The 25715-nt window shown below is 45.4% G+C and carries 28 protein-coding genes; 26 read left to right on the forward strand and 2 right to left on the reverse strand.

Annotated elements, in window-relative coordinates; all coding sequences use genetic code 11:
- Positions 1-16 precede the first annotated feature (16 nt).
- The 16 genes from JFQ59_RS08700 (at position 17) to JFQ59_RS08775 (ending at position 13885) form a co-directional block, all read left to right on the forward strand.
- The gene (locus tag JFQ59_RS08700; RefSeq protein WP_230972420.1) at positions 17-910 is read left to right on the forward strand and encodes a DsbA family protein; all 894 of its coding nucleotides are present in this window, start codon (positions 17-19) and stop codon (positions 908-910) included.
- A 29-nt stretch (positions 911-939) separates the two neighbouring features.
- On the forward strand, positions 940-1335 hold the full coding sequence (locus JFQ59_RS08705) for an arsenate-mycothiol transferase ArsC (protein ID WP_230972421.1): 396 nt from the start codon (positions 940-942) through the stop codon (positions 1333-1335).
- Between the two features lie 30 nt (positions 1336-1365).
- Entirely contained in the window at positions 1366-2598 is a 1233-nt protein-coding gene (locus JFQ59_RS08710) for a UbiD family decarboxylase (protein WP_202320041.1), read from the forward strand.
- Between the two features lie 35 nt (positions 2599-2633).
- Positions 2634-3950 carry a 4Fe-4S binding protein gene (locus tag JFQ59_RS08715; RefSeq protein WP_202320042.1) on the forward strand — a complete coding sequence of 439 codons (1317 nt, stop codon included), beginning with the start codon at positions 2634-2636 and terminating at the stop codon, positions 3948-3950.
- Positions 3907-5112 carry a bifunctional phosphopantothenoylcysteine decarboxylase/phosphopantothenate--cysteine ligase CoaBC gene (gene coaBC, locus JFQ59_RS08720; protein WP_202320043.1) on the forward strand — a complete coding sequence of 402 codons (1206 nt, stop codon included), beginning with the start codon at positions 3907-3909 and terminating at the stop codon, positions 5110-5112. The genes JFQ59_RS08715 and coaBC overlap by 44 nt, the downstream gene beginning before the upstream one ends.
- Positions 5109-5897 carry a pantoate kinase gene (locus JFQ59_RS08725; RefSeq protein ID WP_202320044.1) on the forward strand — a complete coding sequence of 263 codons (789 nt, stop codon included), beginning with the start codon at positions 5109-5111 and terminating at the stop codon, positions 5895-5897. Before coaBC ends, JFQ59_RS08725 begins: the two co-directional genes overlap by 4 nt.
- Positions 5894-6664 (forward strand): carbon-nitrogen hydrolase family protein, encoded by a 771-nt coding sequence (locus tag JFQ59_RS08730; protein WP_202320045.1) that lies wholly within the window; start codon positions 5894-5896, stop codon positions 6662-6664. Before JFQ59_RS08725 ends, JFQ59_RS08730 begins: the two co-directional genes overlap by 4 nt.
- A gap of 36 nt (positions 6665-6700) precedes the next feature.
- A complete protein-coding gene (locus tag JFQ59_RS08735; RefSeq protein ID WP_202320046.1) occupies positions 6701-7597 on the forward strand; it encodes a UbiA prenyltransferase family protein in 897 nt (298 codons plus the stop codon).
- Positions 7598-7660: 63 nt separating this feature from the next.
- A complete protein-coding gene (locus JFQ59_RS08740; protein ID WP_202320047.1) occupies positions 7661-8131 on the forward strand; it encodes a (Fe-S)-binding protein in 471 nt (156 codons plus the stop codon).
- Between the two features lie 2 nt (positions 8132-8133).
- Positions 8134-9327 carry a formylmethanofuran dehydrogenase subunit B gene (locus JFQ59_RS08745; protein WP_230972422.1) on the forward strand — a complete coding sequence of 398 codons (1194 nt, stop codon included), beginning with the start codon at positions 8134-8136 and terminating at the stop codon, positions 9325-9327.
- On the forward strand, positions 9327-9686 hold the full coding sequence (locus JFQ59_RS08750; RefSeq protein WP_230972431.1) for a molybdopterin dinucleotide binding domain-containing protein: 360 nt from the start codon (positions 9327-9329) through the stop codon (positions 9684-9686). Before JFQ59_RS08745 ends, JFQ59_RS08750 begins: the two co-directional genes overlap by 1 nt.
- A 47-nt stretch (positions 9687-9733) precedes the next feature.
- The gene (locus tag JFQ59_RS08755) at positions 9734-10831 is read left to right on the forward strand and encodes a DegT/DnrJ/EryC1/StrS family aminotransferase (protein WP_202320050.1); all 1098 of its coding nucleotides are present in this window, start codon (positions 9734-9736) and stop codon (positions 10829-10831) included.
- A 9-nt stretch (positions 10832-10840) separates the two neighbouring features.
- Complete coding sequence (locus tag JFQ59_RS08760; RefSeq protein ID WP_230972423.1) at positions 10841-12013, forward strand: nucleotide sugar dehydrogenase; 1173 nt, start codon at positions 10841-10843, stop codon at positions 12011-12013.
- Positions 12014-12016: 3 nt separating this feature from the next.
- On the forward strand, positions 12017-13012 hold the full coding sequence (locus JFQ59_RS08765) for an MraY family glycosyltransferase (protein ID WP_202320051.1): 996 nt from the start codon (positions 12017-12019) through the stop codon (positions 13010-13012).
- A gap of 115 nt (positions 13013-13127) precedes the next feature.
- Entirely contained in the window at positions 13128-13568 is a 441-nt protein-coding gene (locus JFQ59_RS08770; RefSeq protein ID WP_202320052.1) for a VanZ family protein, read from the forward strand.
- Entirely contained in the window at positions 13565-13885 is a 321-nt protein-coding gene (locus tag JFQ59_RS08775) for a DUF1616 domain-containing protein (RefSeq protein ID WP_202320053.1), read from the forward strand. The genes JFQ59_RS08770 and JFQ59_RS08775 overlap by 4 nt, the downstream gene beginning before the upstream one ends.
- Here JFQ59_RS08775 and JFQ59_RS08780 read toward each other — a convergent pair.
- Positions 13855-14295, reverse strand: coding sequence for a hypothetical protein (locus tag JFQ59_RS08780; protein WP_202320054.1), 441 nt, complete (start codon positions 14293-14295; stop codon positions 13855-13857). The genes JFQ59_RS08775 and JFQ59_RS08780 overlap by 31 nt on opposite strands.
- Positions 14296-14367: 72 nt before the next feature.
- Complete coding sequence (locus tag JFQ59_RS08785) at positions 14368-15168, reverse strand: vWA domain-containing protein (RefSeq protein WP_202320055.1); 801 nt, start codon at positions 15166-15168, stop codon at positions 14368-14370.
- A gap of 249 nt (positions 15169-15417) precedes the next feature.
- Here JFQ59_RS08785 and JFQ59_RS08790 point away from each other — a divergent pair, with 249 nt between their 5' ends.
- The 10 genes from JFQ59_RS08790 to JFQ59_RS08835 all read left to right on the forward strand — a co-directional run bounded on the left by JFQ59_RS08790 (position 15418) and on the right by JFQ59_RS08835 (position 25711).
- Complete coding sequence (locus JFQ59_RS08790; protein ID WP_202320056.1) at positions 15418-16836, forward strand: hypothetical protein; 1419 nt, start codon at positions 15418-15420, stop codon at positions 16834-16836.
- Positions 16833-17456, forward strand: a complete 624-nt coding sequence (locus JFQ59_RS08795) for a PIG-L deacetylase family protein (RefSeq protein WP_202320057.1) — start codon at positions 16833-16835, stop codon at positions 17454-17456. The genes JFQ59_RS08790 and JFQ59_RS08795 overlap by 4 nt, the downstream gene beginning before the upstream one ends.
- Before the next feature lie 37 nt (positions 17457-17493).
- Positions 17494-18318 (forward strand): archaeosortase C, encoded by an 825-nt coding sequence (gene artC, locus JFQ59_RS08800; protein ID WP_202320058.1) that lies wholly within the window; start codon positions 17494-17496, stop codon positions 18316-18318.
- A 142-nt stretch (positions 18319-18460) separates the two neighbouring features.
- A complete protein-coding gene (locus JFQ59_RS08805) occupies positions 18461-19363 on the forward strand; it encodes a hypothetical protein (protein WP_202320059.1) in 903 nt (300 codons plus the stop codon).
- Between the two features lie 40 nt (positions 19364-19403).
- Complete coding sequence (locus JFQ59_RS08810; RefSeq protein ID WP_202320060.1) at positions 19404-20465, forward strand: DUF354 domain-containing protein; 1062 nt, start codon at positions 19404-19406, stop codon at positions 20463-20465.
- 11 nt (positions 20466-20476) lie between these two features.
- Positions 20477-21817 (forward strand): phenylacetate--CoA ligase family protein, encoded by a 1341-nt coding sequence (locus tag JFQ59_RS08815; protein ID WP_202320061.1) that lies wholly within the window; start codon positions 20477-20479, stop codon positions 21815-21817.
- An 11-nt stretch (positions 21818-21828) separates the two neighbouring features.
- A complete protein-coding gene (locus JFQ59_RS08820) occupies positions 21829-23199 on the forward strand; it encodes a polysaccharide deacetylase family protein (RefSeq protein WP_202320062.1) in 1371 nt (456 codons plus the stop codon).
- The gene (locus JFQ59_RS08825; protein WP_202320063.1) at positions 23200-24228 is read left to right on the forward strand and encodes a GNAT family N-acetyltransferase; all 1029 of its coding nucleotides are present in this window, start codon (positions 23200-23202) and stop codon (positions 24226-24228) included. It abuts the gene before it with no gap.
- Positions 24225-24692 (forward strand): acyltransferase, encoded by a 468-nt coding sequence (locus tag JFQ59_RS08830; protein ID WP_202320064.1) that lies wholly within the window; start codon positions 24225-24227, stop codon positions 24690-24692. The genes JFQ59_RS08825 and JFQ59_RS08830 overlap by 4 nt, the downstream gene beginning before the upstream one ends.
- Complete coding sequence (locus JFQ59_RS08835; RefSeq protein WP_202320065.1) at positions 24692-25711, forward strand: lipid II:glycine glycyltransferase FemX; 1020 nt, start codon at positions 24692-24694, stop codon at positions 25709-25711. The genes JFQ59_RS08830 and JFQ59_RS08835 overlap by 1 nt, the downstream gene beginning before the upstream one ends.
- The last annotated feature ends 4 nt before the right edge of the window (positions 25712-25715 follow it).

Consider the following 25715-nt stretch of genomic DNA (forward strand, 5'->3'; position numbering starts at 1 on the left):
AAGTGCGGGAATGTTCATGAGAGACCTAGTCATAGGTATCGTTCTGGGCATCATAGTCGGAGCGATAGCTGTTTACGCTGTAACATCTATGGCACCATCAGGCGAAGAGTTCTGCTCTGCCAATACTCAGGTTCTTGATCAGAAAACCATCGAGAGTGTAACGGCAAAACTGAATAACATCGTTCATAAAAACAATCCCGATGTTAACGTCAGGATTTCAGATTACAAACCTTATGGGGAGCTTTACCTCGTAAACATCGAGTTCTACAACGAAAAGGGGGTTATCGAGCATTATAAGATGTACCTCACAGCCAACGGGTCGTTGCTTTTTACCAATCCGATAAATTTGACTAGAGTAAGTGAAAAGCCTCAGGAGGAGCAGAGAATCAATGTCAGTGTTGATGATGACCCGTATAGGGGTGCTAAAAATGCAAAGGTTGTGATTGTTGAGTTCTCAGATTACGCTTGCCCCTACTGTGCAAAGTTTGCAACTGAGGTTGAACCGAAAATTCTGGAGAATTTTGGAGACAAAGTAAAGATCGTATTCAGAGACTTTCCGATTCACGGAAACACTTCCTACTTTGCTGCAGAAGCGGCAAACTGTGCCGGCGAGCAGGGTAAGTACTGGGAGTTCCACGACCTGCTTTTCAAGAACCAGCGTGAATGGATGTCGAACCATTCAAAGATCTACGACTATGCGAAACAGCTCGGTCTGAATGTTTCGGCCTTCAGGGCCTGTGTTGAATCGGGGAAGTACAGGGAGGAGATCAGCAAGGATTATAAGGATGGAGTTAGCTACGGGGTTACCGGCACTCCAACATTCTTCATCAACGGGAAAAAGTATGTTGGGTACAAGCCGTACGAAGAGTTTGCAAAGCTGATAGAGCAGGAACTTCAGAAAACAAGTTAGTTTTTTATCTTTTTTGTGCTTTCCTGGAGATGAATATGAAAAAAGTTCTGTTTGTCTGCATTCACAACACGGCAAGGAGTGTGATTGCTGAGACCCTGTTCAACTCTCTGGCAGAGGCATGGAGAGCGGAGAGTGCAGGTATTGAGAAAGCGGAAAAGGTTGATGAGAAGGTTGCTGAGCTCTTGAGGGAGAAGGGACTGGTGGCAAAGGAGAAGCCCAGAACACTCGATGAAATCAGCCTCGACGAGTTCGATTTGATAGTTGCGGTCTGCGAAGAAGGCAGTTGCATTGTGGTGCCGGGCAGAGAGATTGAGAGATGGTATATTGAGAATCCGGCTGGAAAGGATGATGAAACATACAGAAGAGTATTCGCTGAAATTGAGGAAATGGTCAGACAGCTTGTGGAAAGGCTGGAGGGCAATTAAATTTATTTATTTTCGTAACATTCTGTCTTCATGAATCTGAGGGATGCCATTGATCACGCAAAACCCGAGATTATAGATGATGAGATAGGGCATGATGAAATAATTTCCTTTCTCAGGAAAAGGGGACTGGACAATAAACCGGTAATTCTCAATGTGGAGGGCAAAAAAGTTGCGAAAAATTTTGTGGCTTCAAGAGAGCTACTTGGAAGGTATCTTGGTGTGGATGCATACAACATTGCTAGAGAGCTGGCTGAAGTTGAGAGGAAAGGGGCCAAGGTTGAAATTGTAGACTTTTCAGAGCTTGATGTGGGGAAAACCGAAGTTAACCTTTACGACTTGCCGGTGTTAAAGTACTTTCCCCGGGATGGTGGCAGGTACATAACTGCCGGAGTCGTTATAGCCAGGTCTGGAGAGACGTATAATGCAAGCATTCACAGAATGATGGTTCTTGACGAAACTTCGGTTGCAACAAGGCTTGTTCCACCAAGACACACGTATCTTCTGTGGAAAGAAGCTGTGGAGAGAGGAGAAGAACTTGAGGTTGCTGTTGTGATAGGGGTACACCCTTTGTTTCTTTTCGCCTCTGCGACAAGACTTCCTGAGGGAGAGGAGTTCAGCTATGCCTCCAGGCTTATGGGCGGGCTCAGACTTTACAGGAAGGACAATTTATTGGTTCCGGATTCGGAGATCATTCTCTTTGGCAGAATAACGGCTGAAAGGGTTAGGGAGGGACCTTTTGTTGACATTACCGGCACGTACGACAGGATCAGGGATGAGCCAAAGCTGGTTTTCGATGAGATGTACGTTAAGGAGGATTTCATTTACTATTCCATAACACCGGGAGGGCGGGAGCATCAGATGCTGATGGGTGTGCCGTATGAACCGGTCATATACAAGTTCGTCTCAAATGTTTGCAAGGTTAAAAACGTCATCACCACTCCGGGAAGCTGCCACTACTTCCACTCGGTTGTTCAGATCGAAAAAAGGTCGGAAGGTGATGCCAAGAATGCAATAATGGCCGCACTGGCAGCAAATCCGAGTATGAAGGGTGTTATCGTTGTTGATGATGATATCGACATCCTGAGCTACGAGGATGTTGAATTTGCAGTAGCTACGAGATTTCAGCCCGATAGAGATTTTGTTGTGGTCAGCGGGGCGAGAGGGAGCAGTCTCGACCCGTCAGCAGGTAAGACAACTTCAAAGTGGGGCATCGATGCTACCAAGCCGATCGGTAGGGAAGATGAATTCAGGAGGATAATTTAATTAAAGTGGGTGAGGAGTAAAGAAAAGGTGGGGCAATGGAGGTGGAAAGAGACCTCGAGATGCTTGAGGATGGAAGGTTTAGGTACATACAGAGGGCTGAGGGTGAAGTAAGAGAGCTTGTCTATGACTACAAATGGTGCAATGGGTGTGGAATCTGCGTTTACGCCTGCCCGGTCAATGCGATAGAGCTCGGCCCGGTTCATGATATTGCATTGGGACTCGACATGCCGCCTGTCATAATCGACCACCTGAAATGTGCTTATTGCGGCATCTGCTATTCGTTCTGCCCATTTAATGCTTACGAATTCTATATAGGTGGGGAGAGAGTGGAGAAGTCAAAGTTAACACTCTCTCCGGTTATGTACACTTACAAGTATGAAACCTGCAGGGAGTGCACACTATGTTATAAGGCATGTCCGACGAAGGCCATCACGAGGAAGGTTTTCATAACCCGTCAGCAAATTGAGGAGAAGAATGTGGATATGGATGGCAGTGTGGAGATTGACAGGGATAAGTGCAATCTCTGCGGAATTTGTGCCGAGTTTTGCGAAGTTTTCAGCATGGTGGAGAAGGAACCAACTCCTGAAGACGTTATGCCGTATACGGACATACTGATCGACGAGGAGAAGTGTGATTACTGCAAACTCTGCGAGGAGGTCTGTCCTGAAGAGGCCATAAAGGTTGAGGGTAAAAGGGTCTCTTTCCAGCTTCCGGAGAAAATTGCTGAAATAAGTGTAAATCAGGATATCTGCTCGCATTGTGGCTATTGTGAAGAGGTATGCCCGTACGATGCGGCAAAAACCATTAAGCCAATAGATGGAAAGCTCGAGCTTTTCGAAGCAAGAATGGCGAGATGCGACCCTGTAGGCTGCGCAGCATGCATTCTCGTCTGCAAGCACAATAAAGTGTGGTACGTTTCGAAGGATAGGGGGAGAGTTCACTTTAACGACAAGTTCTGCATTTACTGCGGGGCCTGTGAGAATGCCTGTCCGTACGATTTAATAAGGGTCTACAGATACAGCTACTTTACCAAAGAGGTCGCTACCGATGCTCCATGGAGGGAGGCATGGGAAGAAGCCGTGACGAGAATTGTTGAGAAGGAGAGGGTGGAAGAGCCATTCAAGTTCTTCGTTGAGGAGACTGAAATTGAGGTGGAGGAAGAAGAGGCAGCGGTTCCGGCAGTGGATGAGAAAAGACTGAAAGTTCTGGAGGAGAAGGTGTCAAAAATTGAGGACATTTTAAAAAAGGCGAGATACAGAAGGGCGATTGAGAGTGGGGATGTGGATATATTCGTGAGAGGTGTTAAGCGTGCATCTGGAAAGGATAAGGGGAAAGAGAAGCAGAAAACTTGAAGGAAAGAAGGTGGTACTTGGAGTTACGGGCAGTATAGCTGCTGTCGAGTGTGTTAAGCTTGCAAGAGAGCTGATAAGAAGGGGGGCTGACGTTACTGCCGTTATGAGCAAGGCGGCAAAAAAGATCATTCATCCATACTCGCTGGAATTTGCAACAGGTAAGAAAGTTATTACAGAAATTACTGGCAGTATTGAGCACGTCAACCTTCTTGGGGTTGACGGTGAGGCAGATCTGTATCTGATAGCTCCCGCTACGGCCAACACTCTGTCCAAGATTGCTCAGGGAATAGACGACACACCCGTAACAACCTTTGCAACAACCGCCCTGGGTTCGGGAAAGCCAATCATCATCGTTCCGGCGATGCACGAGGCGATGATGCGGAACAGAGCCGTTCTTGAAAATCTCCAGAAGCTCGTAAACATGGGCGTGGAATTCGTTCAGCCCAGGGTCGAGGAAGGGAAGGCAAAGTTCCCTGATATCGAGACAATCTGCCTCCATGTGGAGAGGGAGCTTTATCCGAAAGAATTCAGTGGAAAGAGGGTTATAGTTACCTCTGGTCCGACCTATGAGCAGTTGGACCCGATAAGGTTTATCAGCAATAGAAGCTCCGGAAGGATGGGAAAGGAGATAGCACTCGAACTCTGGAGAAGGGGGGCGGATGTTGTTTACATAACCTCAAAACTGACGGGTCTGAGACTTCCGCTGTTCAGAGAGGTATTCGTCTGGTCGGTTGATGATATGATGAACGCTGTTTTGCGGGAAATTGAGAGCGGATGTGACCTCTTCGTCTCTGCGGCTGCGGCATCAGACTTTACAGCGGAGATGGAGGAAAGGAAGATTAAGACGGCTCCCGAACTTGTACTCAGGCTTAAAGAAACTCCAAAAATAATAAAGGAAGTTAGGAAGGTTTACAAAGGAGACATAATAGGGTTTAAGGCAGAGACGGGGTTGAGTGACGAAGAGCTCCTCAGGGTTGCGATGGAAAAAATGGAGTGCGACAAACTCTCAATGGTCGTTGCAAATGATGTGCTGGAGAGAGGTATGGGTACTGAGGACACCAGAGTACTTATCTTAACAGAAAAAAGACAGGATTGGGTTGAAGGACACAAGCTCGGTGTTGCGGAGAAGATAGTTCAGGCATATATTGAAGATTGCCTATGATTTTTGTCCCCGCCAGCATAACCTGTATTTTTTCTCCTCAGGTTTCGGACAGCCCGAGAAACTCGGGCAGCATCGGTGTTGGATTTACAGTAAATCTCGGTGTAAAAGCATACAAATCGGAAAAAACAAGAATAAACGGTGAGGATTGGAGCTTTCCTACAATAGATTATGTTGTGGAGAGGGCAGGACTCGAGGGTGCCGATATCACTGCTGACCTGCCATTTGGATGCGGGTTCGGAATGAGCGGAGCGGCAGCTCTGGCAACTGCTGTTCTGTCCGGCATCCCTTACATACAGGCTGCTGATCTTGCTCATGAAGCGGAGGTGCTGAATCTCACCGGACTTGGAGATGTGGTTACCCAGACCTTTGGTGGCATTGTGGTCAGGAAAAACGCTGCCTGTCCATCGCTTGCGAGTATAGAGAGATTCTGCTTTGATGCCATTCTTGATTTCGTTGTAATGGGTGAGATCTCCACGAGAGACATCATTTCTGATGATATTCACAGGAAAAAGATCGGTGAGTCCGGTAAAAAGTGGGTGAAGGAGTTTCTGAAGAGACCCACTCTCGAGAACCTGTTTTCATGCTCCAGAAACTTTGCTTCTGAGACGGGATTGCTGGATTGTGTATCTGATGCTGTCGAGGCAGTGGAGAGCTCGGGTGGGATGGCAGGGATGGTGATGCTTGGGAAGACGGTTTTCGCAGTTAACGGTTTTGAGGCCCTCAAAGAGTTTGGAGAACCTTTTAAGGCAAAACTGGATGGTTGCGGTGTGAGGAGGATTAAATGAGGAACAGGATAGGAGTTGCTGCAGTTCAGTGCAGAATTGGAGATCTTGACAGTGCTTCCAGAGTTGCAGAAATTGCGGTAGAGAATGGAGCAGAGATCCTGCTGTTTCCCGAATACTTTTCTTACGCCACACTTTCACTCGAAACGCTTGAAGAAACACTCAAATTTCTGAAGAGCATCAGTTCTGAATTTGGAGTAGTTGCTTCTGGAAACGGGGTTGTTGATGATGGGGGATATAGAAACAGATCGTATCTCTACGACGACGGAGAGCTTGTGGGCTGGCAGGACAAGATTCATCCCACAAGGGTGGAGAGGCAGCTTGGAATTTTGAGCGGGACGAAACTGGAGGTTTTTGAAGTTAGAGATGTGAGAATCAGCACACTGGTGTGTGCCGACATCCTCTATCCTGAACTCTGTAGAGTAGCAGCACTCAAAGGCGTTGAAATTGTTCTGAATCCTGTAGTGTCATTCAAACGCTCAGAGCTTCCCGGAACGGAGTACAGATACTGTCTCTATTTCACACGCTCATTTGACAACGCCTATGCCATAGTAAAGGCGGGCGGATTCGGAAGAACCTTTACCGGAAGTGAGGCTGTTGGAAGAAGCCTGATCTCAACGTTTGACGGAATTATTGCGAAATACAAAAATGAGCAGGATGAGGAGGCTGTCGTGGGCGATGTGGAGCTTGACAGGATAAGGGAGTACAAGGAAATAAACTACTCCCTGACAGACAGGAACGTCAAAGCGTATGAGGACTTGCTGAGCTGACGAAAAATTTTTATCATACTTGATAGCAAACTATTCATGGTTGTTGTTAGCAATGGTATTCTCACATCGAGGTACGTGAGGCTTTTAAGGCCTGTTGCCTGGTTCTGCTTTCTTCTACCTTATGCTGCGGGTTTCATGTTTGGAGTAACACCGGAAACGAACTGTTTTAATGTTCTTTTCGGCTTTGCATCCTTTGCATTCTGGATGAGCTTCAGCTTTACCATTAACGCCCTTTATGACAGAGAAGTTGACCGCCTTCATGATGGAAGAGTTAAGGACATGAACCTGTCAGTACAGCCGCTAGTCACAGGTGAGATTTCGGTGAGGGAAGCAAAAATTCTATGTGCTGTGTTTCTCGCCCTTTCTCTGATGTTTGCGTCTCTCATCAACGCTGACTTCTTCTCTGCCATGCTTGGAGCGAATTTGATTGGTTATGTTTATTCGGCTCCACCCCGATTTAAGGCATTGCCCCTGACTGATGTGATATGCAACGCTCTGGCAGCGGTACTTGTTTTCCATGCGGGGCTGAGTATCGGGAATTCAGACGTTCCTCTGGCTGTGTATCCGGCAGCATTCTTTCTTGCCGCTACTTTCTATATTCCCACTGCTGTATCTGACTACGAATTCGATAAAAATGCTGGATTGAGAAATACACCTGTCTTTTTCGGACCCGACAGGGTTCTCAGGTCTCTGTATCCTCTTTCGGCAATAACAGCAGCTATCTGGGCATACATACCATTTGTTACACAGAAAATAGAGATAAAGATCGTTTCTCAGCTTATAATTTTATACACGGTGGCCTTCACAGCGGTTGTTAACTCCAGATGGGATGGCAGAAAGCTGAACGTGACGCCTCATCTTATCCTGACCCCGTTTGGGATGATATCTGCCCTCCTCATTGCAAACGGATTTGCGGTGATGATGGGAGGATAGGGGGATTGGTTTGAAAGATAAAAACAGCAAAAGAATTTAATCTTTAGAAATGTATCTTTTTTCATGGCGCTAAATCCGATGGATATTTACAAGCTTCTTCCAAAAACGAACTGCAAAAAATGTGGGGAAGCAACATGCATGAGCTTCGCATTCAAAATTCTGAACAGGGAGAAAAAGCTTGAAGAATGCATTCCGCTTTACGAGGACAAAAAGTACGAGAGGCAGAGAAAGAAGCTGGAGGAGATGCTAAAACCTTTGGAAGAGGCAACTGAGACCGGGCTCATTGTGGACGAGAGTCTGTGCGTAGGTTGTGGAAACTGTGTCGTTGTCTGCCCAGTTCATGTTGAGAAGGATCCGAAGGGGGCTGCAGTTGGGAGTGGAATAACGATTGACGATCCAATACTCAGGGTCGAGGATGGAGTTGTAAAGGTTGTGAACATGCAGGCATGCAGGAGATACGGTAAGAACAGGGTCTTGTGTGTTGTCTGCAGGGAGAACTGTCCGACAGATGCAATAAGATTTCTGGAGGGATGATTATGATATGTCCGGGTTGTTCGTGTCTTTGTGATGATATTCAGATTAAGAATGGCAGGATTTTCCATGCCTGCAGGAGGGGGGAGGAGATCTTTTCCAGATACGGTGAGAACAGGGCCAGGGCGCTGGTTGATGGTAGAGAGGTTGATGTCGATACGGCGATAGAGAAGGCAGTCGAAATTCTCAAAGATGCCGAGAATCCTGCAATTTACGGATTGGATACAACTGTCATGGAGGTACAGGAAATTGCGGTTGATGTTGCGGAGAAACTGAATGGCTACATAGATGATAACTCATCCTTCTGCCTTGGTGAGCTTGTTGAGGCTGTTTTGAAGGGAGATGTACCAACAACGACACTTGACGAGGTCAGGGACAACGCCTATGTTATTGTTTACTGGGGGGCAAACCCCTTCCACAGCCTTCCGAGGCACATGTCGAGGTACAGCTACTATCCGAGAGGAGCGAAAAGGCCGCGCGGCTATGAGGAGGACAGGTATCTGGTTGTTGTTGACGTAAGAAGGAGTGAAACTGCGAAACTGGCAAAGAAGAATGCAAAATACATCCAGGTTGATAACGACGAGGAGCTCGTGGAGTCCTTCATGAGGGTTGTTGATGGCAAGGCGGCCAAATACGCAAAGGAAGCGGGAGTAATAATTAACGAGATGAAAAAGGCAGATTTCAATGTTATCCTCGGTGGACTCGGATTGAAATATGGACTCAGGGATCTGAACAGATTTGTGGAGTTGGTGAGGAAACTGAACGAGGTGGCAAAGGTTTACTTCATTCCTGCTGGCTTCCATGCAAATATGAGGGGGTTCAACGAAACCCTCTTTGAGAGGACAGGAGCTGTAAACAAATACAGCTTCAGGGATGGCAAGAGCGACAAAGAATTTGCTTTCACAGAACTCCTGAGGAACGATCGGGTTGATGCAGCTCTCATCGTCGGAACCGACCCCGTATACTCCCTGCCGTACGAGATTTCTGCAAAACTCGGCAAAATCAAGACTGTGGTCGTCGATCCAAGGATGAGCTTCACTGCCAGAGTTGCTGATGTCGTCATACCATCGGCCGTTTCTGGAATAGAGATGAGTGGAACTATGGTAAGGAGTGATGGTGTGAGGATTAAGCTTGAAGCGATGGAAGAGAGAGAGATAAACGACCTCTACATTTTCAGGAAGATTAGGGAGGGATTGTGATGATGCGTTTTTCCAAGTTTCTGAAAGTTGAGGCCGAAATCGTTGTTGCAAGGCAGTCACTGGTAATGGATGAAACAAAAAAGTCTGTAGAGCCGGTAATTTTCTTCCATCCAGAGTTTGCCAAGAGGAGCGGAGTGAAAGAAGGGGATGTGGTTGAAGTTGAGGCCAACAGCAGGGTTGTGAGGCTAAAGGCAAAAATTTCAGAAAACGCTCCTGAGAATGGTGCCATTATCCCGAACGGCATATTTGCAAGCTATCTGGCAAGCTTTGATGGCTTCAAGAAGTTCAAGGCAAACATAGAGGTGACTGAGGGTGAGCCGAGCAGTGTTGAAGAGATACTCGGCAAGATAAAATCCTAATTTTTTTCTACAAAAAATTTAAGTGCTTGGTCAGTTAAGGTGGGATTATGATAAATAAGATTCCAATATCTAAACCATTTATAGATGATGAGGAAATCGAAGGAGTTGTGAACGTCCTTAAATCCGGCATGATTGCTCAGGGTGATGTTGTCAGAGAGTTTGAGGAAAAGTTCTCCGGTTATATCGGTTCTGATTTCGCCGTTGCGGTGAGTAACGGAACAGTTGCGCTTGACGTTGCTCTAAAGGCATGGGGTATTGGCGAGGGGGATGAAGTGATAACCACGCCGTTTACCTTCATAGCAACATCCAATTCTATTTTATTTCAGAAAGCCAAGCCCGTTTTTGCGGACATTGAAGCGGACACCTATAACATAAACCCTGATGACGTGCTGGAAAAGATATCCCCGAAGACGAAGGCGATAATAGGGGTACATTTATTTGGTCATCCCTTTGACGTTAAGGCTATAATGGACATCTGTGAGGATCACGATTTGATTCTTATCGAGGATTCTGCACAGGCTCACGGGGCGGAGTTCAGGGGCAAAAAGGTAGGAAGCTTTGGAACCGGATGTTTTTCTTTCTATGCAACGAAAAACATAACCACTGGGGAGGGAGGGATGATTACAACTTCAGACAAAAAAATTGCAGAAAAATGCAGACTGCTACGCAGTCATGGCGAGGCTTCCAAGTACAATCATCTCCTTCTCGGTTACAATTTCAGAATGACCAATATTCAGGCAGCAATCGGTCTGGCACAGCTTGAAAAGCTGGACAGGTTAAACGAAATGCGAAGAAGGAATGCGGAGTTTCTGAACAGGAACATCAAAGTAGAGGGACTGGTAAAACCGGTGGAAATGAAGGGAATGAAGCATGTTTATCACCAGTATGTTGTAAGGGTGGAAGAGGAATTTCCAATGAAGAGAGATGAATTTGCAGAGTTTTTGACGAGTAAAGGTATTGGAAATGCAGTCCACTACCCGGCTCCCATCTACAAGCAACCACTCTACATTAAGCTCGGATTCGGGGATGTGAGATGTCCTGTCGCTGAGGAGGTTTCATCCAGGGTTCTGAGCCTGCCAGTCCATCCCGGAGTCGGTGAAGAACAGCTCAGGTATATTGCGGAAACAATCAACTCAGTTTCTTGAGGTGGTGGTATGGTGATGGCTTCAGTGATCGGGCTGGGAAAGGCTGGATTGCCGCTGGCTGCAACGATAGCCGAGAGCGGGATAAAGGTGGTCGGGATTGACGTCGATGAAGAGAAATGCAGGATGATAAATCAGGGAATGAATCCGATTCCAGAGGAGAAAGGTTTGGACGAACTGATAAAAAAGCACGGGGGTAAAAACCTGATAGCCACCACAGATTACTGGGATGCAGAACGGTGCAATCTTTTCATAGTTATTGTGCCGCTCTTCGTTGATTCACTCCATAATCCAGACTTTTCGATCATGGAATCGGCTTTCAGGTCCGTTGGGAGAGTGATAAAGGAAGGTGACGTGGTGGTGCTGGAGACCACCGTCCCGCCTCTGACAACCGAAACCATCGTCAGGAGATGGCTGGAAGAGGAAAGCGGATTGAAACTTGGCCAGTTTTACCTTGCGCACTCTCCAGAAAGGATAATGACGGGATACAGTTTATCCAGACTCAGAGAGTTTCCGAAAGTAATCGGAGGTGTGGACAGAAAGAGTGGAGAAATGGCGTACGATCTGTATAAGAAGTTCATTCCCAATCTCCATCTGGTCTCCAATGCGAGAACAGCGGAATTCATAAAGGTGATCGAAGGCTGTTACAGAGATGTGAATATCGCTCTGGCGAATGAGCTTCTTAAGATAGCAGAGGAAATCGGTGTTGACTTTTACGAGGCCAGGAAATATGCAAATCACGAGTACTGCCACATCCACCTACCATCGACGGGAGTGGGGGGACACTGTATTCCTGTGTATCCATGGTTTTTAATTAAGGAGATGGAGAAGAGAGAAAAATTTGAAAAGGCCAGACTGCTGAGAACCGCCAGAGAGGTAAATGACGAGATGATTGATTACTGGATAGAGAAGCTGGTTCTGGAGTGTTTGAAGGTTGATAAGCCATTGAGCGAAGTGAAAATCTGCATCAGGGGTATTACATTCAGGGAGGGTGTTAAGGAAACGTATCACAGCAGGGCTCTGGCCATAGTTCAGCGTTTGAGAGAAAAGGGTCTGAATGTCGGGGCTTTTGACGAGATGTTCAGTCCGAAGGAGCTGGAAGAAATGGGAATTTCTCCTATGAAACCCGAGGATGCTGATATTGTATTCGATACATTCAATCTGAAATTTCATACGAGGGCGTAAAGCATGGAGAATTCGGGAGTTTACCTGCTGATTGCGATTTCTTTCTTACTCTCCGTTATCGTGGTTTCGGCGCAAATAAGGAAGTTCAGAAAAGTTGGACTGCTTGCTCCGGATTACTATAAACCAGATTTGAGAAAGGTACCAACGGGTGGTGGCATTTCGATACTCATTGTCCTGTCTGCAGTCTTTTCTCTTGTTTACATCTTAAACAGTTTCTGGAGCAACTCCATTTTACCCCCAATAACCCGGCTTGACTGGAAGGCATTGATTGTAATATGTTTTTTCGGACTTTTTGGGCTGCTCGATGACTATGCGGATGTTGGGAGAATAACGAAGATAATTTTGACGTTCTCCTTCTCTCTGCCCCTTGCAATTGAGGTTAGTACCGGCAGCATATTTCTGCCATATCTCGGCCTGGTATTCCTTGGAATCTTTTACTGGCTGATCGTCATTCCAATGTATATAATGGTTACTTCAAACCTCGTTAACATGCATTCTGGATTCAACGGGATGGCAGTTGGCCTTACGTCGATAATTATCGCTTTTTTACTGATTAAATCAATTTTATCCGGTCGTGATACTGTTTTTACACTTGCAACAATGCTGGGGGTGTTGCTGGGATTGCTGTGGTACAACAGATATCCGTCGAGGATATTTGAGGGTAATGTCGGGGCTCTATCAATGGGTGCGGCCATTGGAGCCAGCATCGTAGCTAACGGATTTCTGGTGTCAGGCTTTATTATGCTTGTACCCCACGTGGTTAATTTTTTGATGTACGTTTACTGGAGGCTGATGCGGAAGCTGCATCCGGAAGACCCAAGATGGGAATCTGTAAAATTTGGGAAAGTGCGGGAGGATGGAACGATTGAGGTACCGAACTCCCTCACCCTTAAATGGGTGCTGCCACATCGATTTAGAATGAAAGAATGGCAGATCGTGCTGGCTATGTATTCCCTGACATTCATTTTTTGCATTTTTGGTCTGTTTGTTGATTACTGATCCAACACTCACTAAGCTTGTCTCCCCATTCAAGCCAGATTCCTGCCAGATTCTGCAGAGTGATCCACTCCAAAACCTGCGGTAGATTTTTATATTTTCTTTGAAGGTATATGTTATGGCCAAAAAGTACCTGTTTGTGATTGTATCTTTTATATATGCAGTTATGATATTCTATCTGTCTTCGATTTCTTCTCCTCCAAACCCCGTTCCTTCGAGCCTCTTTTTGTTTTTGCACCGGAAAATGGTTGAATTGGGTGTCGAGTTTCTGGGCATTCCTTTTTATTTTGTGTATCGCTATCCCGACAAGTTCGCTCATATGATGCTGTACATGGGATTCGGTCTCGTTCTCAACCCGGCCATAAGATCGACCGTGGGGAGGCAACCGGAGCTGCTTTCGATCATAATCGGTGCGATTTATGGAGCAAGCGATGAGTACCACCAGAGTTTTGTTCCGTACAGGTCTGCAAGCACGTCTGATTTAATGGCAGATGTGGCTGGACTGGTTCTGTCGCAAATCCTGCTGATAGCTGTGGGGAGACTGAGGGTGGCAAAATGATTTTGCAGTTTTTCAGAATAGTTTTTGGATTGGCATTTCTGTTTTTCGTTCCGGGCTTTGCCTTCAGCCTCATACTGTTTCCAAAAAAGGAAGATTTGACCTTGACGATGAGATTGGGACTTTCAGGAGCCTTAAGCGTTGTATTCGATGTGCTGGTTACTCTATTCATCGATCTGGTTTTGCACATACCCACAACCCCTGTGAATATACTTGTGGCTCTCCTGACCTTCACTATGATCTGCCTGGCTGTTTGGAGACTGGAAATCTTGATTCTCACGAGAAAACATCAGGAAGGAGAGCCTCTAATCCAGAAATGAGCTTCGTACGTATCTTTGCCCACTTCAACAACAACACTCACTTTTGCGGGTAGTTTTACGTTCTTCGGGATGGTGACGGATTCCAGCTCCTCGAAAGTTTCCCCTCTTTTTATTTTAACCTGTTTGGACTTTATAAGCTTACCATTCAAAAAAATGCTGATCTTGTAAACCTCATCTCTTGTTTCGTGACTGACAATTCCGTATCTGAATGTAATCTCTTTTGGCAAATCTGAAACATTTATGTAGTTGGTGTAGCTGTCGGGGTAGATGTAGACTGCAGAGTAAGACTCCTGAAGGCTTGACCAGATCAGAAAAGCTGCTATGGCCACCCCCACGATCATGGCCACCATCGCACTTTTCTGGATGATGCCGTCATAAGCCTCATCGGTCTCACTGCCTCCCTGCTCCATGACCTGATTGTAATTTTATACAATATATTTGTTTTCCGCCATTACAGACAAAAAAATGGATAAAAAATATTTTTACTTTCTCCTTAGCAGCACTACCGCTCCGAACAGTCCGAGAGCAGCTACTGCTATTGGTGAAAACTCAGGGACTGATGGCGGTACGTTGTACTCGTTGTTGTCCTGCGGCGATGAGCACCCCGGATCGTTGGGATAGTCAATAAGCCCGTCCCCATCGTTGTCGATACCATCATTACATTGGGTGGTGACATTTTGCAGTGCCTGTGTACAGTTGTTTAGTATTATGTTCAGTGTACCGGTCGGATCGCTGTTGAAATCGGCGAGATTCACCTGAGTCCCACCTGTCGCAACCAGTCCGGCAACACCGTTGGGAGTACCGTAGTCATTCTGAGCTGATCCCCACTGTGGATCAAATATTCCGATGAAGTAGGCAGGTACGGAATCAAGTGCATTTACGGCATCGGTCTTGTTGTTGACTCCCGGATCCGCATCTTCGTCGGTGATCAGTATAACACAGGAAGCAACACCCCTCAAACCCAAAGCAGTCTGATTCGTTGCGAGCACGATTGCATCAAAACCCGGCTGATATCCGCCTGTGGGAACAATACTATCAAGGCAATTCGTGAATGTCGTACTGTCATCTGTTAGCTGACATACCACACGCGGATTATTTGGATTTGGACTGAAGGTTGCACCGAATCCCACCAGACCAACCTTAAAATCTCCATGCGACTGGAGGTAGTTGAAAATATACCCTACGTTATTCTTTACTGCGGTTATTTCATCGCCCATACTTCCTGATTCGTCTATAACAAACACCACATCACCCTGTAACTGCTGGGCAATTGCGTTTCCCATCGAAATCAGCAGAGCTACCGCAGCAACCAGTAAGAGTCCGCTTACTTTAATAGTATCACCCCCTTACTGTTTACGATTATTCATAACAAAACAAGATATATAAATATTTCCTTTAATTATAAAATTATAATTGTTATAGTTGTTGTACTTGTTACTATAATGAATTTCCCTTCCGGATCGAATTCAATCTCCATTAGTTAACTATAAATATTACAGAAAAATAAACAATAGAAGATTGGTGAAGGGTGAATGAATTGGGATGAGATTTTGAGAATCATTGGCAGGAATAAAATTAAAGACAGTGAAAATATGGACCCTGTTGTCAGATGTGCGAAAAAGTTTCACAGGCATGCGCGCATCGAAATGCCAGAAATTGATGGGGATGCGGTTGTGGAAACCGGGCATCAGCCCAACTTCCTTCCTCATCCGGGAACGTTCAAAAAAGCCTTCCTGGCCAGTTTTCTGGAGTCCGTCGGTGGAGTTATATCCTTATTTGGAATATATGACTACAATCCGGCAACGGCGAAGCTGCTGTATCAGAACAGGGTTCCCGACATCAGCAAAAACGGATTCAGGAAAATCGGGTTTAAGCTGAGTAAAAAAGACACCTTGAAGAGATTTGATCAGCTAGAGAAACCACCGAAGGAGGAATGGCGCAGAGAGATTGCAAAGATTGAGGAAATTTACGACAACGTTGACTGGATAGCAGGTGAAATGGAGAAAAGCTACAGGTTGGGAAAGAATTTTGCAGATGTGAATGCAATCCTTTTTGCGAGAATATGCCACCACCTTGGTTTTGACAACGTCCTGTATTTTAAATACTCCGACCTCCAGAAGAATGGAGTTTTTTTAAACGAGTGGCTGGAAATCTCAGGAGATGTGAGCGAGTATAACCAGATCTACAATGCCGCAGTTATCAAAAAAAGAATTTCTGATGGAAAAATTAACGATTTGACTCTTGCCCCCTTCTGGTACCTCTGTGACTGTGGAGGCAATGCTCCGGTTTACCATAAAACCGTTTTCACGGCAAAATGTCCAGTCTGCAAAGCAACCCATGAGTTCCACAGCATTGAAGAGGTTTTTGCCCGATTGTCCCCGAGAGCGGTATTTCGAAACCTCCTGTTTGCGAAGGGGCTTGGTACCTCGCTGTTCATCTCTGGAAGTGGCGGTAGCCTGAGGTATGGACAGATTTCCAATGAAATGTACGCAAAGTTCGGAATAGACAGGCCGCTGGTGGTGTACTGGAAAAGCAAGGACTATTATCTGTCTCCGATCCGCAGAAAGGTAATCACGGAGATTTCAAAACTGTACGGGAACGACTTTTTCGAGATCGATGTAATGAAAAAAAGACTGGAATGGTTCCATGGGTTGAAGTCAGATAGAAGATTTATGGGATATTACCTGTATTCCCATACCCTGCTTCAGATCGCTGCGAAGGTCTTTTCTCTCGATTACTCAATGGTTGATCTTCTGGCCAGCGCCGGTATCGATGAAATCGTGAGAAAATGGAAGGAATCGCTGGAGAATGCCAGCATTAACCTGAATGAATTCTGTTCCGTAACTTCGGATGTGGATTTTGGGTGTCTGAGTTACCACCGTCGGATAATGGAGCTGGTTGAGGAAAGTAAGGTTTCAGATCCTGCAAATTTGCTGGGTGATGGGAGATGAGGAGAGTACTGGTCCTGAGTCCGCATACAGATGACGGAGAGCTTGGTTGTGGTGGGAGTATAGCGAGATTTGTCGAGGAGGGTGTGGAGGTGTACTACGTGGCCCTCTCAGCATGTGAGAAATCCGTACCTGAGGAGTTTCCGCCAGATATTTTGAAGAGAGAGGTTAGAGAGGCGACTAAGATCCTGGGAGTCGACAGTTCAAATTTACTCCTTTATGATTTTGAAGTAAGGGAATATCCCATACTGAGACAAAAGATCCTGGACACCCTCATTGAGATAAGGGAGGAGGTGAAGCCTGACTGGGTGTTTGCACCATCATCCTTCGATACCCACCAGGACCACAAGGTCACGAGAGAGGAAACTTTGAGGGCGTTCAAAAAATACACCATTCTCGGTTACGAGCAACCTTGGAACAACATAACCTTCAACACGACGTGCTTTATCAAACTTGAAGAAAGACATGTGGATAAAAAAATAGAGGCTCTGGAATGCTACGAATCGCAGAGAGACAAGGCTTACATTGGAGAAAAGTTCATTAGAAGTTTGACGAGGACCAGAGGGGTGCAGATCGATGCAGAATACGCCGAGGCATTCGAGGTAATTCGCTGGATAATCTGATGCAAAGAATTTTATAATGTTTTAATAAAGAAGTTGTGTGGTTCAAAAGAAAAAAGGTCTGGCATTAGTTCTGGTGGCGTTATTTCTGGTTGCCGCATTTATCGAACTTAGCTACGGTTCTGTGTATTTTGGTCTGGTTTTCTTCGCTTTGATTGTGGTTTTTCTTTACCTGCTCACAAAACAGAGCGGAAGAAAAGAAATTAAATCGTCGAAGCTCCAGATTCTTTTTGGTGTACTCTTAATTCTTCTTGTTGTGGTTTACAATATTTACAGAAATTCGGAATTTCAGACACTGGACTCGATGGTGATGTTACTGGGCTTCTCTCTGATAATCTCAAATCTACGTCGATTTGCAGAGATTGGCAGATTTTCTGTTTATTTTTCCTTCACATTCCTCTTTTTTTACACCATTCTTTTCCTCATACCCGAGAATATTGGATTTGATCTGCCGTACTACTACGGCCACTATTTTGTTACGCTACCTGTGGTCACTCTAATGCAGAAAATTGGGTACAATGTTAGCATCCCGGCGATGAGACTGATTGAGGTGTGTGGTGTGGAGGAAACGGTGCTGAAAATTGATCTTGCGTGTTTTGGATGGTACTCGCTGATTTTAATAGTAAGTCTGGTTTTTGCCTATTCCGAGACAATTGAGAAGATACGGACAAAGAAATTGCTGACGATCTTGGTAATGCTTGTTCTGGCATCGTATTTTGCCAACCTTTTGAGAGTGGCGATTCTTGTCCATCTGGCCTATTTTTACGGCGTTGGAACGATGATGGAAGTTCACTCTCATCTTGGCTGGATACTTTTTGCCATTTTTCTTTTACCTGTGGCCTTTTTCCTCCTGAATAGAAACTGATTTCTACGATTTTCATAATAATTGTTATTCGATTATTGTAACTGTTGTAAGTATAATTGTAATTGTTAGTATAATAATAATTTTATTAAATAGGAAAATTATTTATACTCTTAAGTAACTATTAATGTTGAGGGGATGTAAAATGAAAGTATTGAAATCGACAGTTCTGTCGATAGTGATAGGAATACTAATGGCGATAACCCCCACTCTTGCCGTTGACGTTTCTGTTGACGGTGATCTGAGTGATTGGGGATTATCCCAGATTTTGACAGACGATTGGAGCAACAAAACCACATGGATTCCAACAGTGGATGGTATCAGCTTCTTTGTGGAGGACAATCAGGACCCTGCAAACAGCGCAGCGATAAACTACAACGCTTCTTACACAGGAGTGCACATTTACGGCAATACGACCTGGCAGGCACCCTACCGTGAACCGTTGCTGGTTGGGAACAGAGCGGAACCCTATGGTGGACCATCTGGAAAGTTTGGAGAAAAATTTGACATCGAGGCAATGTACGTTGCGGAGAACAGTTCACACATTTTCGTACTCATAATAACCTCTACTGCTACCGCCATGGGAGATCTGGCGCTTGATTTTGGGCCTGGCGGAGGGTATGGTTACGAGTATGCCGTGAATTTCCACAGATCGGGAGATACTGAAGGGGTTCTTGGTGGAGTTTATATGACCCCTACAAAGAACGACTGGACGAAACCGAGCCCGTTCCCGGAGAACGTGCCCGATAAGATCAATTTCTCAAGTGTTGATCCAATGAGCTATCTGTGTGTTGCGCAGATCAGCCTTACTGATCTGGGTGTGGATGATTTTGGCAGATCGAACTATGCATTTGAAGTGGCGATTCCGAAGAACTGTGTTGGAAACCCGGATCTGCCTGAAAAGCCGTCAACTGCTTTGAATAGATTCTGGATAACCGAGTACTGCGGAAATGATTCCGGACCAAGTATACCAGAGTTCATTTCGATTCTGATACCTGCAGGTATTCTTCTTGGTTCTGTGTATTATTTCACAAGGAGAGAAAGGTAAAATTAAATTTTAAATTATTTTATTTTTAAGGTTGAAAAATATGAAGATAATGGTTGATGTGGGGCATCCCGGACATGTCCACTTTTACAGAAATCCAGTAGCGAATTGGAAAAGAAACGGTCATGAGGTCCTTGTTGTTGCGAGGGATAAGGATCTCACCGTTAGCTTACTGAACTCGTTTGGTATCGAACATGTCAAAATAGGTGAGAGTAAAAATGGACTCATTGGTAAGGGTCTGGACATGATTGCCAAGGACTTGAAGCTCCTCAAAATTGCCAGAAAGTTCAAACCGGATATTCTTACCGGTATTTTCAGTCCGTACATATCTCAGGTCGGCTCGCTGATAAACAGACCTTCGGTGATATTCAACGATACTGAGATGGTGAGGTACAGCCAGCTCGTCACCACATTTGCTTCGGTGATATGCACGCCCAGATGCTTTCGTGGGAATGTGAGAAAGAACATCAGATATGACGGCTACCAGGAACTGGCGTATTTGCATCCGAATTATTTCGAACCTGACAGGTCAGTTTTGGAGGATCTTGGCATTGATGGTGAAAGATATATCGTGATGAGACTCATCTCCTGGAGTGCGTATCATGATTCCGGTCTCAAGGGGCTGGATTACAAGCAATTGCTTGAGACAGTAAAACACTTTGAGAAATATGGCAGGGTGTTCATAACTTCCGAGAGGGAAATTAACGGCCCTCTGAAGAGGCATCTCCTGAAAGTTTCCCCGGAGAAAATACATTCCGTTCTCCACCATGCCGATCTTTATTTTGGGGAGGGTGGCACGATGGCTGTCGAGTCTGCGTTGCTGGGCACACCGGCAATTCATGTCGAGTCCGATAAAAGCGGGAGACCAACCGGTGAGACGAGCGGAAACTTTGTTGAGCTCAGGGACAGGTACGATCTCCTTTTCTTTTACGCCGACCACGATACAGCGGTTGAAAAGGCTACAGAATTGCTTGAATCCGATAATACAAAGAGAGAGTGGCAGAAAAAGAGGGAGAAATTGATAAGAGATAAGGTTGATGTTGCGGAATGGGTAACGCAGTTTGTTGAAGAGTATCCAGAAAGTTTTTATGAATTATCATATTAGATAATTAGGAGATGTGGATGTCAGGTTACTCAACTTTGTTCAGGAGTTTGATTTTTCCAATAATGGAGAGATATCAGAGAACGGAGATAAGAAAACATCTTGCATGGCTCAAAAAAACACAGTGGCTGAGTCATAGCGAAATTGAAGCTCTGCAGAATAAAAAGTTAAGGGCGCTGGTTCGGCATGCATACCGGAACGTTCCATATTATCATAGGCTCTTCAAAACTCTGGGATTGACACCCGATGACATCAGGAGAAAAGAGGATCTATCAAAACTACCGGTGCTGAAAAAGGAGGATATCCGAAAAAATCCGGATCAGTTTCTGGCACGAAATGTTCCGGGATCACGGGTGATGGAAACTCAATCAAGCGGTTCGACCGGAGAACCGCTGAAATACTACATGGACAAAACGTCTTACAGTATCGGCTGGGCCCATACATTTCGGTGCTGGAGCTGGGCGGGGTACAGTCTGGGCGATCCCTATGTTAAGATCAGCATGAGTGCAAGAACAACTCTCAGAAAAAAAATTCAGGATATTTTGATGAACTGCCATTACATACACTTCTCAGATGTAAGTGTGGAAACGCTGCCGGGAATTCTGGAGGTCATGAAAAAGGGTAAAATAATCAGAGGTTTTGCATCTTCGATGTATCTGATTTCGAGAATGATTGAAGAGAGTGGCGTTGAGGACATACCAAAGCCCGCTGCCGTAATGACTACAGGAGACACGCTATTTCCACATTATCGGGAAGCTATAGAGTCTGTTTTCGACTGCAAGGTTTTTGATGGGTATGGTGGTGAAAGCACACCCATTGCATTTGAATGCGAGGAACACTTTGGTTATCATCTATGCGAGGAGAGTGTGGTTGTGGAATTTCTCCGGGATGGTGAGGAAGCGTCCCCCGGAGAGCTGGGCGGGATTGTTTTTACAAATCTGGATAATTTTGCCATGCCATTTATAAGGTATAAGATAAATGATGTGGGAGTGAAGGGGGAAGAGGAATGCCCTTGCGGTAGGGGACTCTCGTTAATGAGTTCTGTAGAGGGCAGAAATACGGACATTGTGGTAACACCAGATGGCCGGTACATTGTAGCCCAGTTCTTTGCAAACCTCTTCAAGTACATTGAGAGTGTGCAGCAATTTCAGGTAATTCAGGATCGTATCGACAGGCTTGAGGTAAGAATTGTTGCAAATGAGAAGTTCAGTGAAAGTGATGAAAGATACATCTATTCGAAATTAAGGGAGCAGGTAGGGGAGAATGTGGATCTGGTCATCAGGCTGGTAAAAACGATCCCCCCTGCAAAGTCGGGCAAGAGACGATTTGTGATCTCCAATGTTTCGCCATTTTGATAAGTGGTAGTATGGATAAGGAAGACATTTTCATGCTTCACGGAATAAAACACTTTGAGATGAAATACAAAGTTCATCCGGATGGTCAGCTTCTTAACGGGTGTTCCTCGATTGACTTTGCCAGAGATACGAACGTCTTTGGCTGGATAGGCAGGGTGCTGTCGGGACATATTGAGGAACACTATCACAGCAAAAATTCCAGGAAGGAGATTTCCAGAGAGCCATTTCTGGACATTGTCGAGAAGCGGATATTTGATGCAATTCTTAACGAGAACAGAGAAAAACCGGTGGTCAGGCACTCATTCTGGCCCCACGGTAAAAAGTTTGCGCTCCTCCTCACACACGATGTGGATGAAGTCAGAAAGACCTATCAGTATCTGACCTATCCCGCAAGACATCTCAGAAGGAGAAACTTCAGAGCCTTTAAAAATCAGATCATCTCGTTTGTTAAGAAATTGGGTGGTAAGGAACCTTTCTGGACTTTCGAGGAAATAATGCAGATTGAAATGGAGCTGGGTGTAAGATCCACGTTCTTTTTCCTCAACGAAACTGCGAAGGTGAATTTGCTCGACACCAAAACCTGGAGACACTACGGAAGAAAGTTCAACATCAGGGATAAAAAAATCACTGAGCTGTTGAAAACCCTGACCTCAGGGGGATGGGAAGTAGGTCTGCACGGCTCGTTCGAGTCCTACAGAGATTTTAAAAAGCTGAAAAATGAATTGATGGTACTGGAGGAAGTACTGGGCGAAAAAGTGTGTGGGACCAGGCAGCACAACCTGAATCTGGAAATTCCCGAAACGTGGAAGTACCATGAAAAACTCGGTTTGATTTATGACACAACTCTTGGATTTAACAGTTGCGCTGGATTCAGGTGGGGTACGAGTTTTCCATTCCACCCTTTGGATGCCGAATCTGGCAGGGCACTTGATCTTCTCGAAATCCCGCTCGTGGTCGAGGATATAGCTCTGTTTTCGTACGAAAAACCGTGGAAGGAGTTTTTGGAAATTGCCAGGAAGGTTGAGAGTTATGAGGGGGTTCTAACGATCCTCTGGCATCATTCTGTTTTTAATGACCTCGAATTTCCGGAATGGGGCGATATGTACAGGAAGATTGTGGAATACTGCCTGAATAGAGATGCCTGGGTTGCGACGGGGTGTGAGATCGCCAGATGGTGGAGAGAAAGGGAAATTTCCGACGTTAGGGTTGACTACGGCGAGGGCGAAATCACGATACGGCCGGTTCCGGCAGGGCGGCAGCACTTTCTTGATATTCACATTGAGGGAGATGCTGAAATCGAATATGGAGCTGAAGTGGTTAAAAGAGAAAAGGACAGAGTTACGATCCTCACTACAGGTGATGAGGTTAGAGTGGTGTTTTGAATGGAGATTCTGATGACGGACAGCAGAAAAGATTGGAATGATGTGGTTAACGTCTCTTCTCAGGCCACAGCCTTTCATGAGTATGAATGGCTCAAAATAATGGAGAAACATACGGGATTCAGACTTTATCCGCTGATTGCATTCAAGAATGGAGAACCGGTTGGTCTGTTTCCCCTTTTCTTTTACAGAAAACTTTTCTTGAGGTCCGTCTTTTCCCCACCCCCGGGTACGGCAACATCGTATCTGGGCCCGGTATTCGTGGAAGATGCAGGTTTAAGACTGTCCAGACGAGAGAGTCTGGGTACTGAGTTTCAGCAATCAGTCGATAATTTTATTGAGGAGACTCTTAAAGCCAATTATATCTATTTCTCTGCACCACCGGGAGTAAATGATCCGAGAGCTTTCCAGTGGCTGGATTATGAGGTCAGACCGGCGTATGGGTATATGATCGATTTAAAAAATGGACTGGACTCGGTTCTGGAAAGGGTAATGACGAAGAAAATCAGAAAAGAGTGTAAAAGGGCTGAAAGAAAGGGTATAGTCGTGAGGGAAGGGGGGAGGAAAGAATTAATCGCTATTTACGATCTGATGAAGGATAGGTACAAAAGGCAGAACAAACCCGTTACCGTGTCTGAAAAATACCTGCTGGAGTTATTTGACAAATTCAACTTAAGAGTTTTTGTTGCTGAGTATGAGGACGAGGTCGTGACGGGAACGGTTTGTATCGGCTACAGAGACCGATTTTTAAGCTGGATAGGATTTCCGAAACCGAGAATGAAGCTTTCACCTTCGCCAAACGATCTGCTGGTGCTGGAGGAGATAAGGTATGCATGTGAGGAGGGGTACAGCTATTATGAAATTATGGGTGCGGCAGGAGACAGAAGGCTTCACAATTACTATTCAAAGTTTAATTTCGATCTTATTGTTCGCTTTTCTGCAAAGAAGTCGTCTGCGATTGCATCACTGATCGAGAGAGCTTACATGAAGATGAAGGACAGGTTTGGGGTTAGCAGGAGGAGGGGACCATGAGCAAACTTCGTGACATCTACCTGGCCTTTTTACATTCGATGGCGATGAGCATCCCGCTGGGCAGGGCAAAGAGGGCACTGTACAGGTTAAGGGGAACGAAAATCGGTAGGGGTGTGGACATTGCAAATGGTGTATTCATTGAAGACTCGTTTCCAGAGCTTATAGAGATCGAGGATGGTGTTGATATCGGGCCAGGTGTAATCATACTTGCGCACGATTCGAGCGCTCACTGCATTGACTCCCGAATTCCAATAACGCTGAAGCCTGTTGTGGTTAAAAGAAACGCGTATATCGGTGCCAGAGCCGTAATCTTACCGGGTGTTACAGTAGGCGAATCGGCGATTGTTGCTGCAGGTGCTGTCGTTACGAGAGATGTTCCTCCCGGTAAAATTGTTGCAGGCGTTCCAGCGAGGATTATCGAGGATGTTTCAGAGTACATGAAAAAGTTCAGAGGTGAGGAATAATGGGCGTTGAAATTGAGCTGGCAAAAGATCCGGAACTGTGGGATGGTATTGTGAAGAGTTCTCCGCATGGTACAATTTTCCATCTCTGGGACTGGTTGAAGATTGTTGAAGGGTACACAGGAATGAAACTGTATCCTCTGATGGGCTACAAGGGCTCAACGCCAATTGGTGTATATCCATTCTTTGGAAAAAAGGTAAAATTTGCGAAAACACTCTTTTCACCCCCTCCCAAGGCTCTTCTGCTCTATCTTGGACCGGTAATAGCGAATTACGAAACCCTGAAACAGAGCAAAAAAGTCAGCCACTTTTACAGTTTCCAAAAGCAGGTCGATGAGTATGTTTTTTCCGAGTTAAATGCAAACTATGTACGGGTAAGAAGTGCACCACGTCTGGAGTGCAGACCTCTCATATGGTGCGGATATGATGTGAAACCACTCTATACCTACATGATACGTCTTGAGAAGAATCCGGAGATGGTGTGGAAAAAATTTAACAGGAAAACAAGAGTGAACATTGAGAAAACAAAAAGAGAGGGTGTTACCATTGAGATGGGCGATTATGATGATCTGGATTATCTCAGAAACGCACTCTACGGTAGATTCGAGGAGCAGGGATACAGGCCTACTGAGGATTATTACAGGGAATATCTCAATGATCTGATGGAGAGGTTTTACCCCGATAACATGAAAATATTTGTGGCCAAGTTAAATGGAGAGAGGGTAGGCGGACTTGTGACTCTCCACTATCGCAGATGGGCCGGTTTGTGGATAGGCATTCCGAAAACAAAACTGGCGGGAGTGTATCCCAACGATCTGGCACAGTGGGAGGCGATAAAATGGGCATGTCAGGAAGGGTACGAGTACTATGAGCTGATGGATTCGGGAGAAAATCCAAGGCTCGTCGATTACAAGTCAAATTTCAATCCGGAGCCTGTTCCGTGGTATTCGGCGGTAAAATACTCATCTCCAATTTTCGGAATTGCGGAAAAGATTTCCAGAGTCATCAGGATGAAAGGGTGAATGT

It is taken from the genome of Archaeoglobus neptunius (genome assembly GCF_016757965.1).
GTDB lineage: Archaea > Halobacteriota > Archaeoglobi > Archaeoglobales > Archaeoglobaceae > Archaeoglobus > Archaeoglobus neptunius.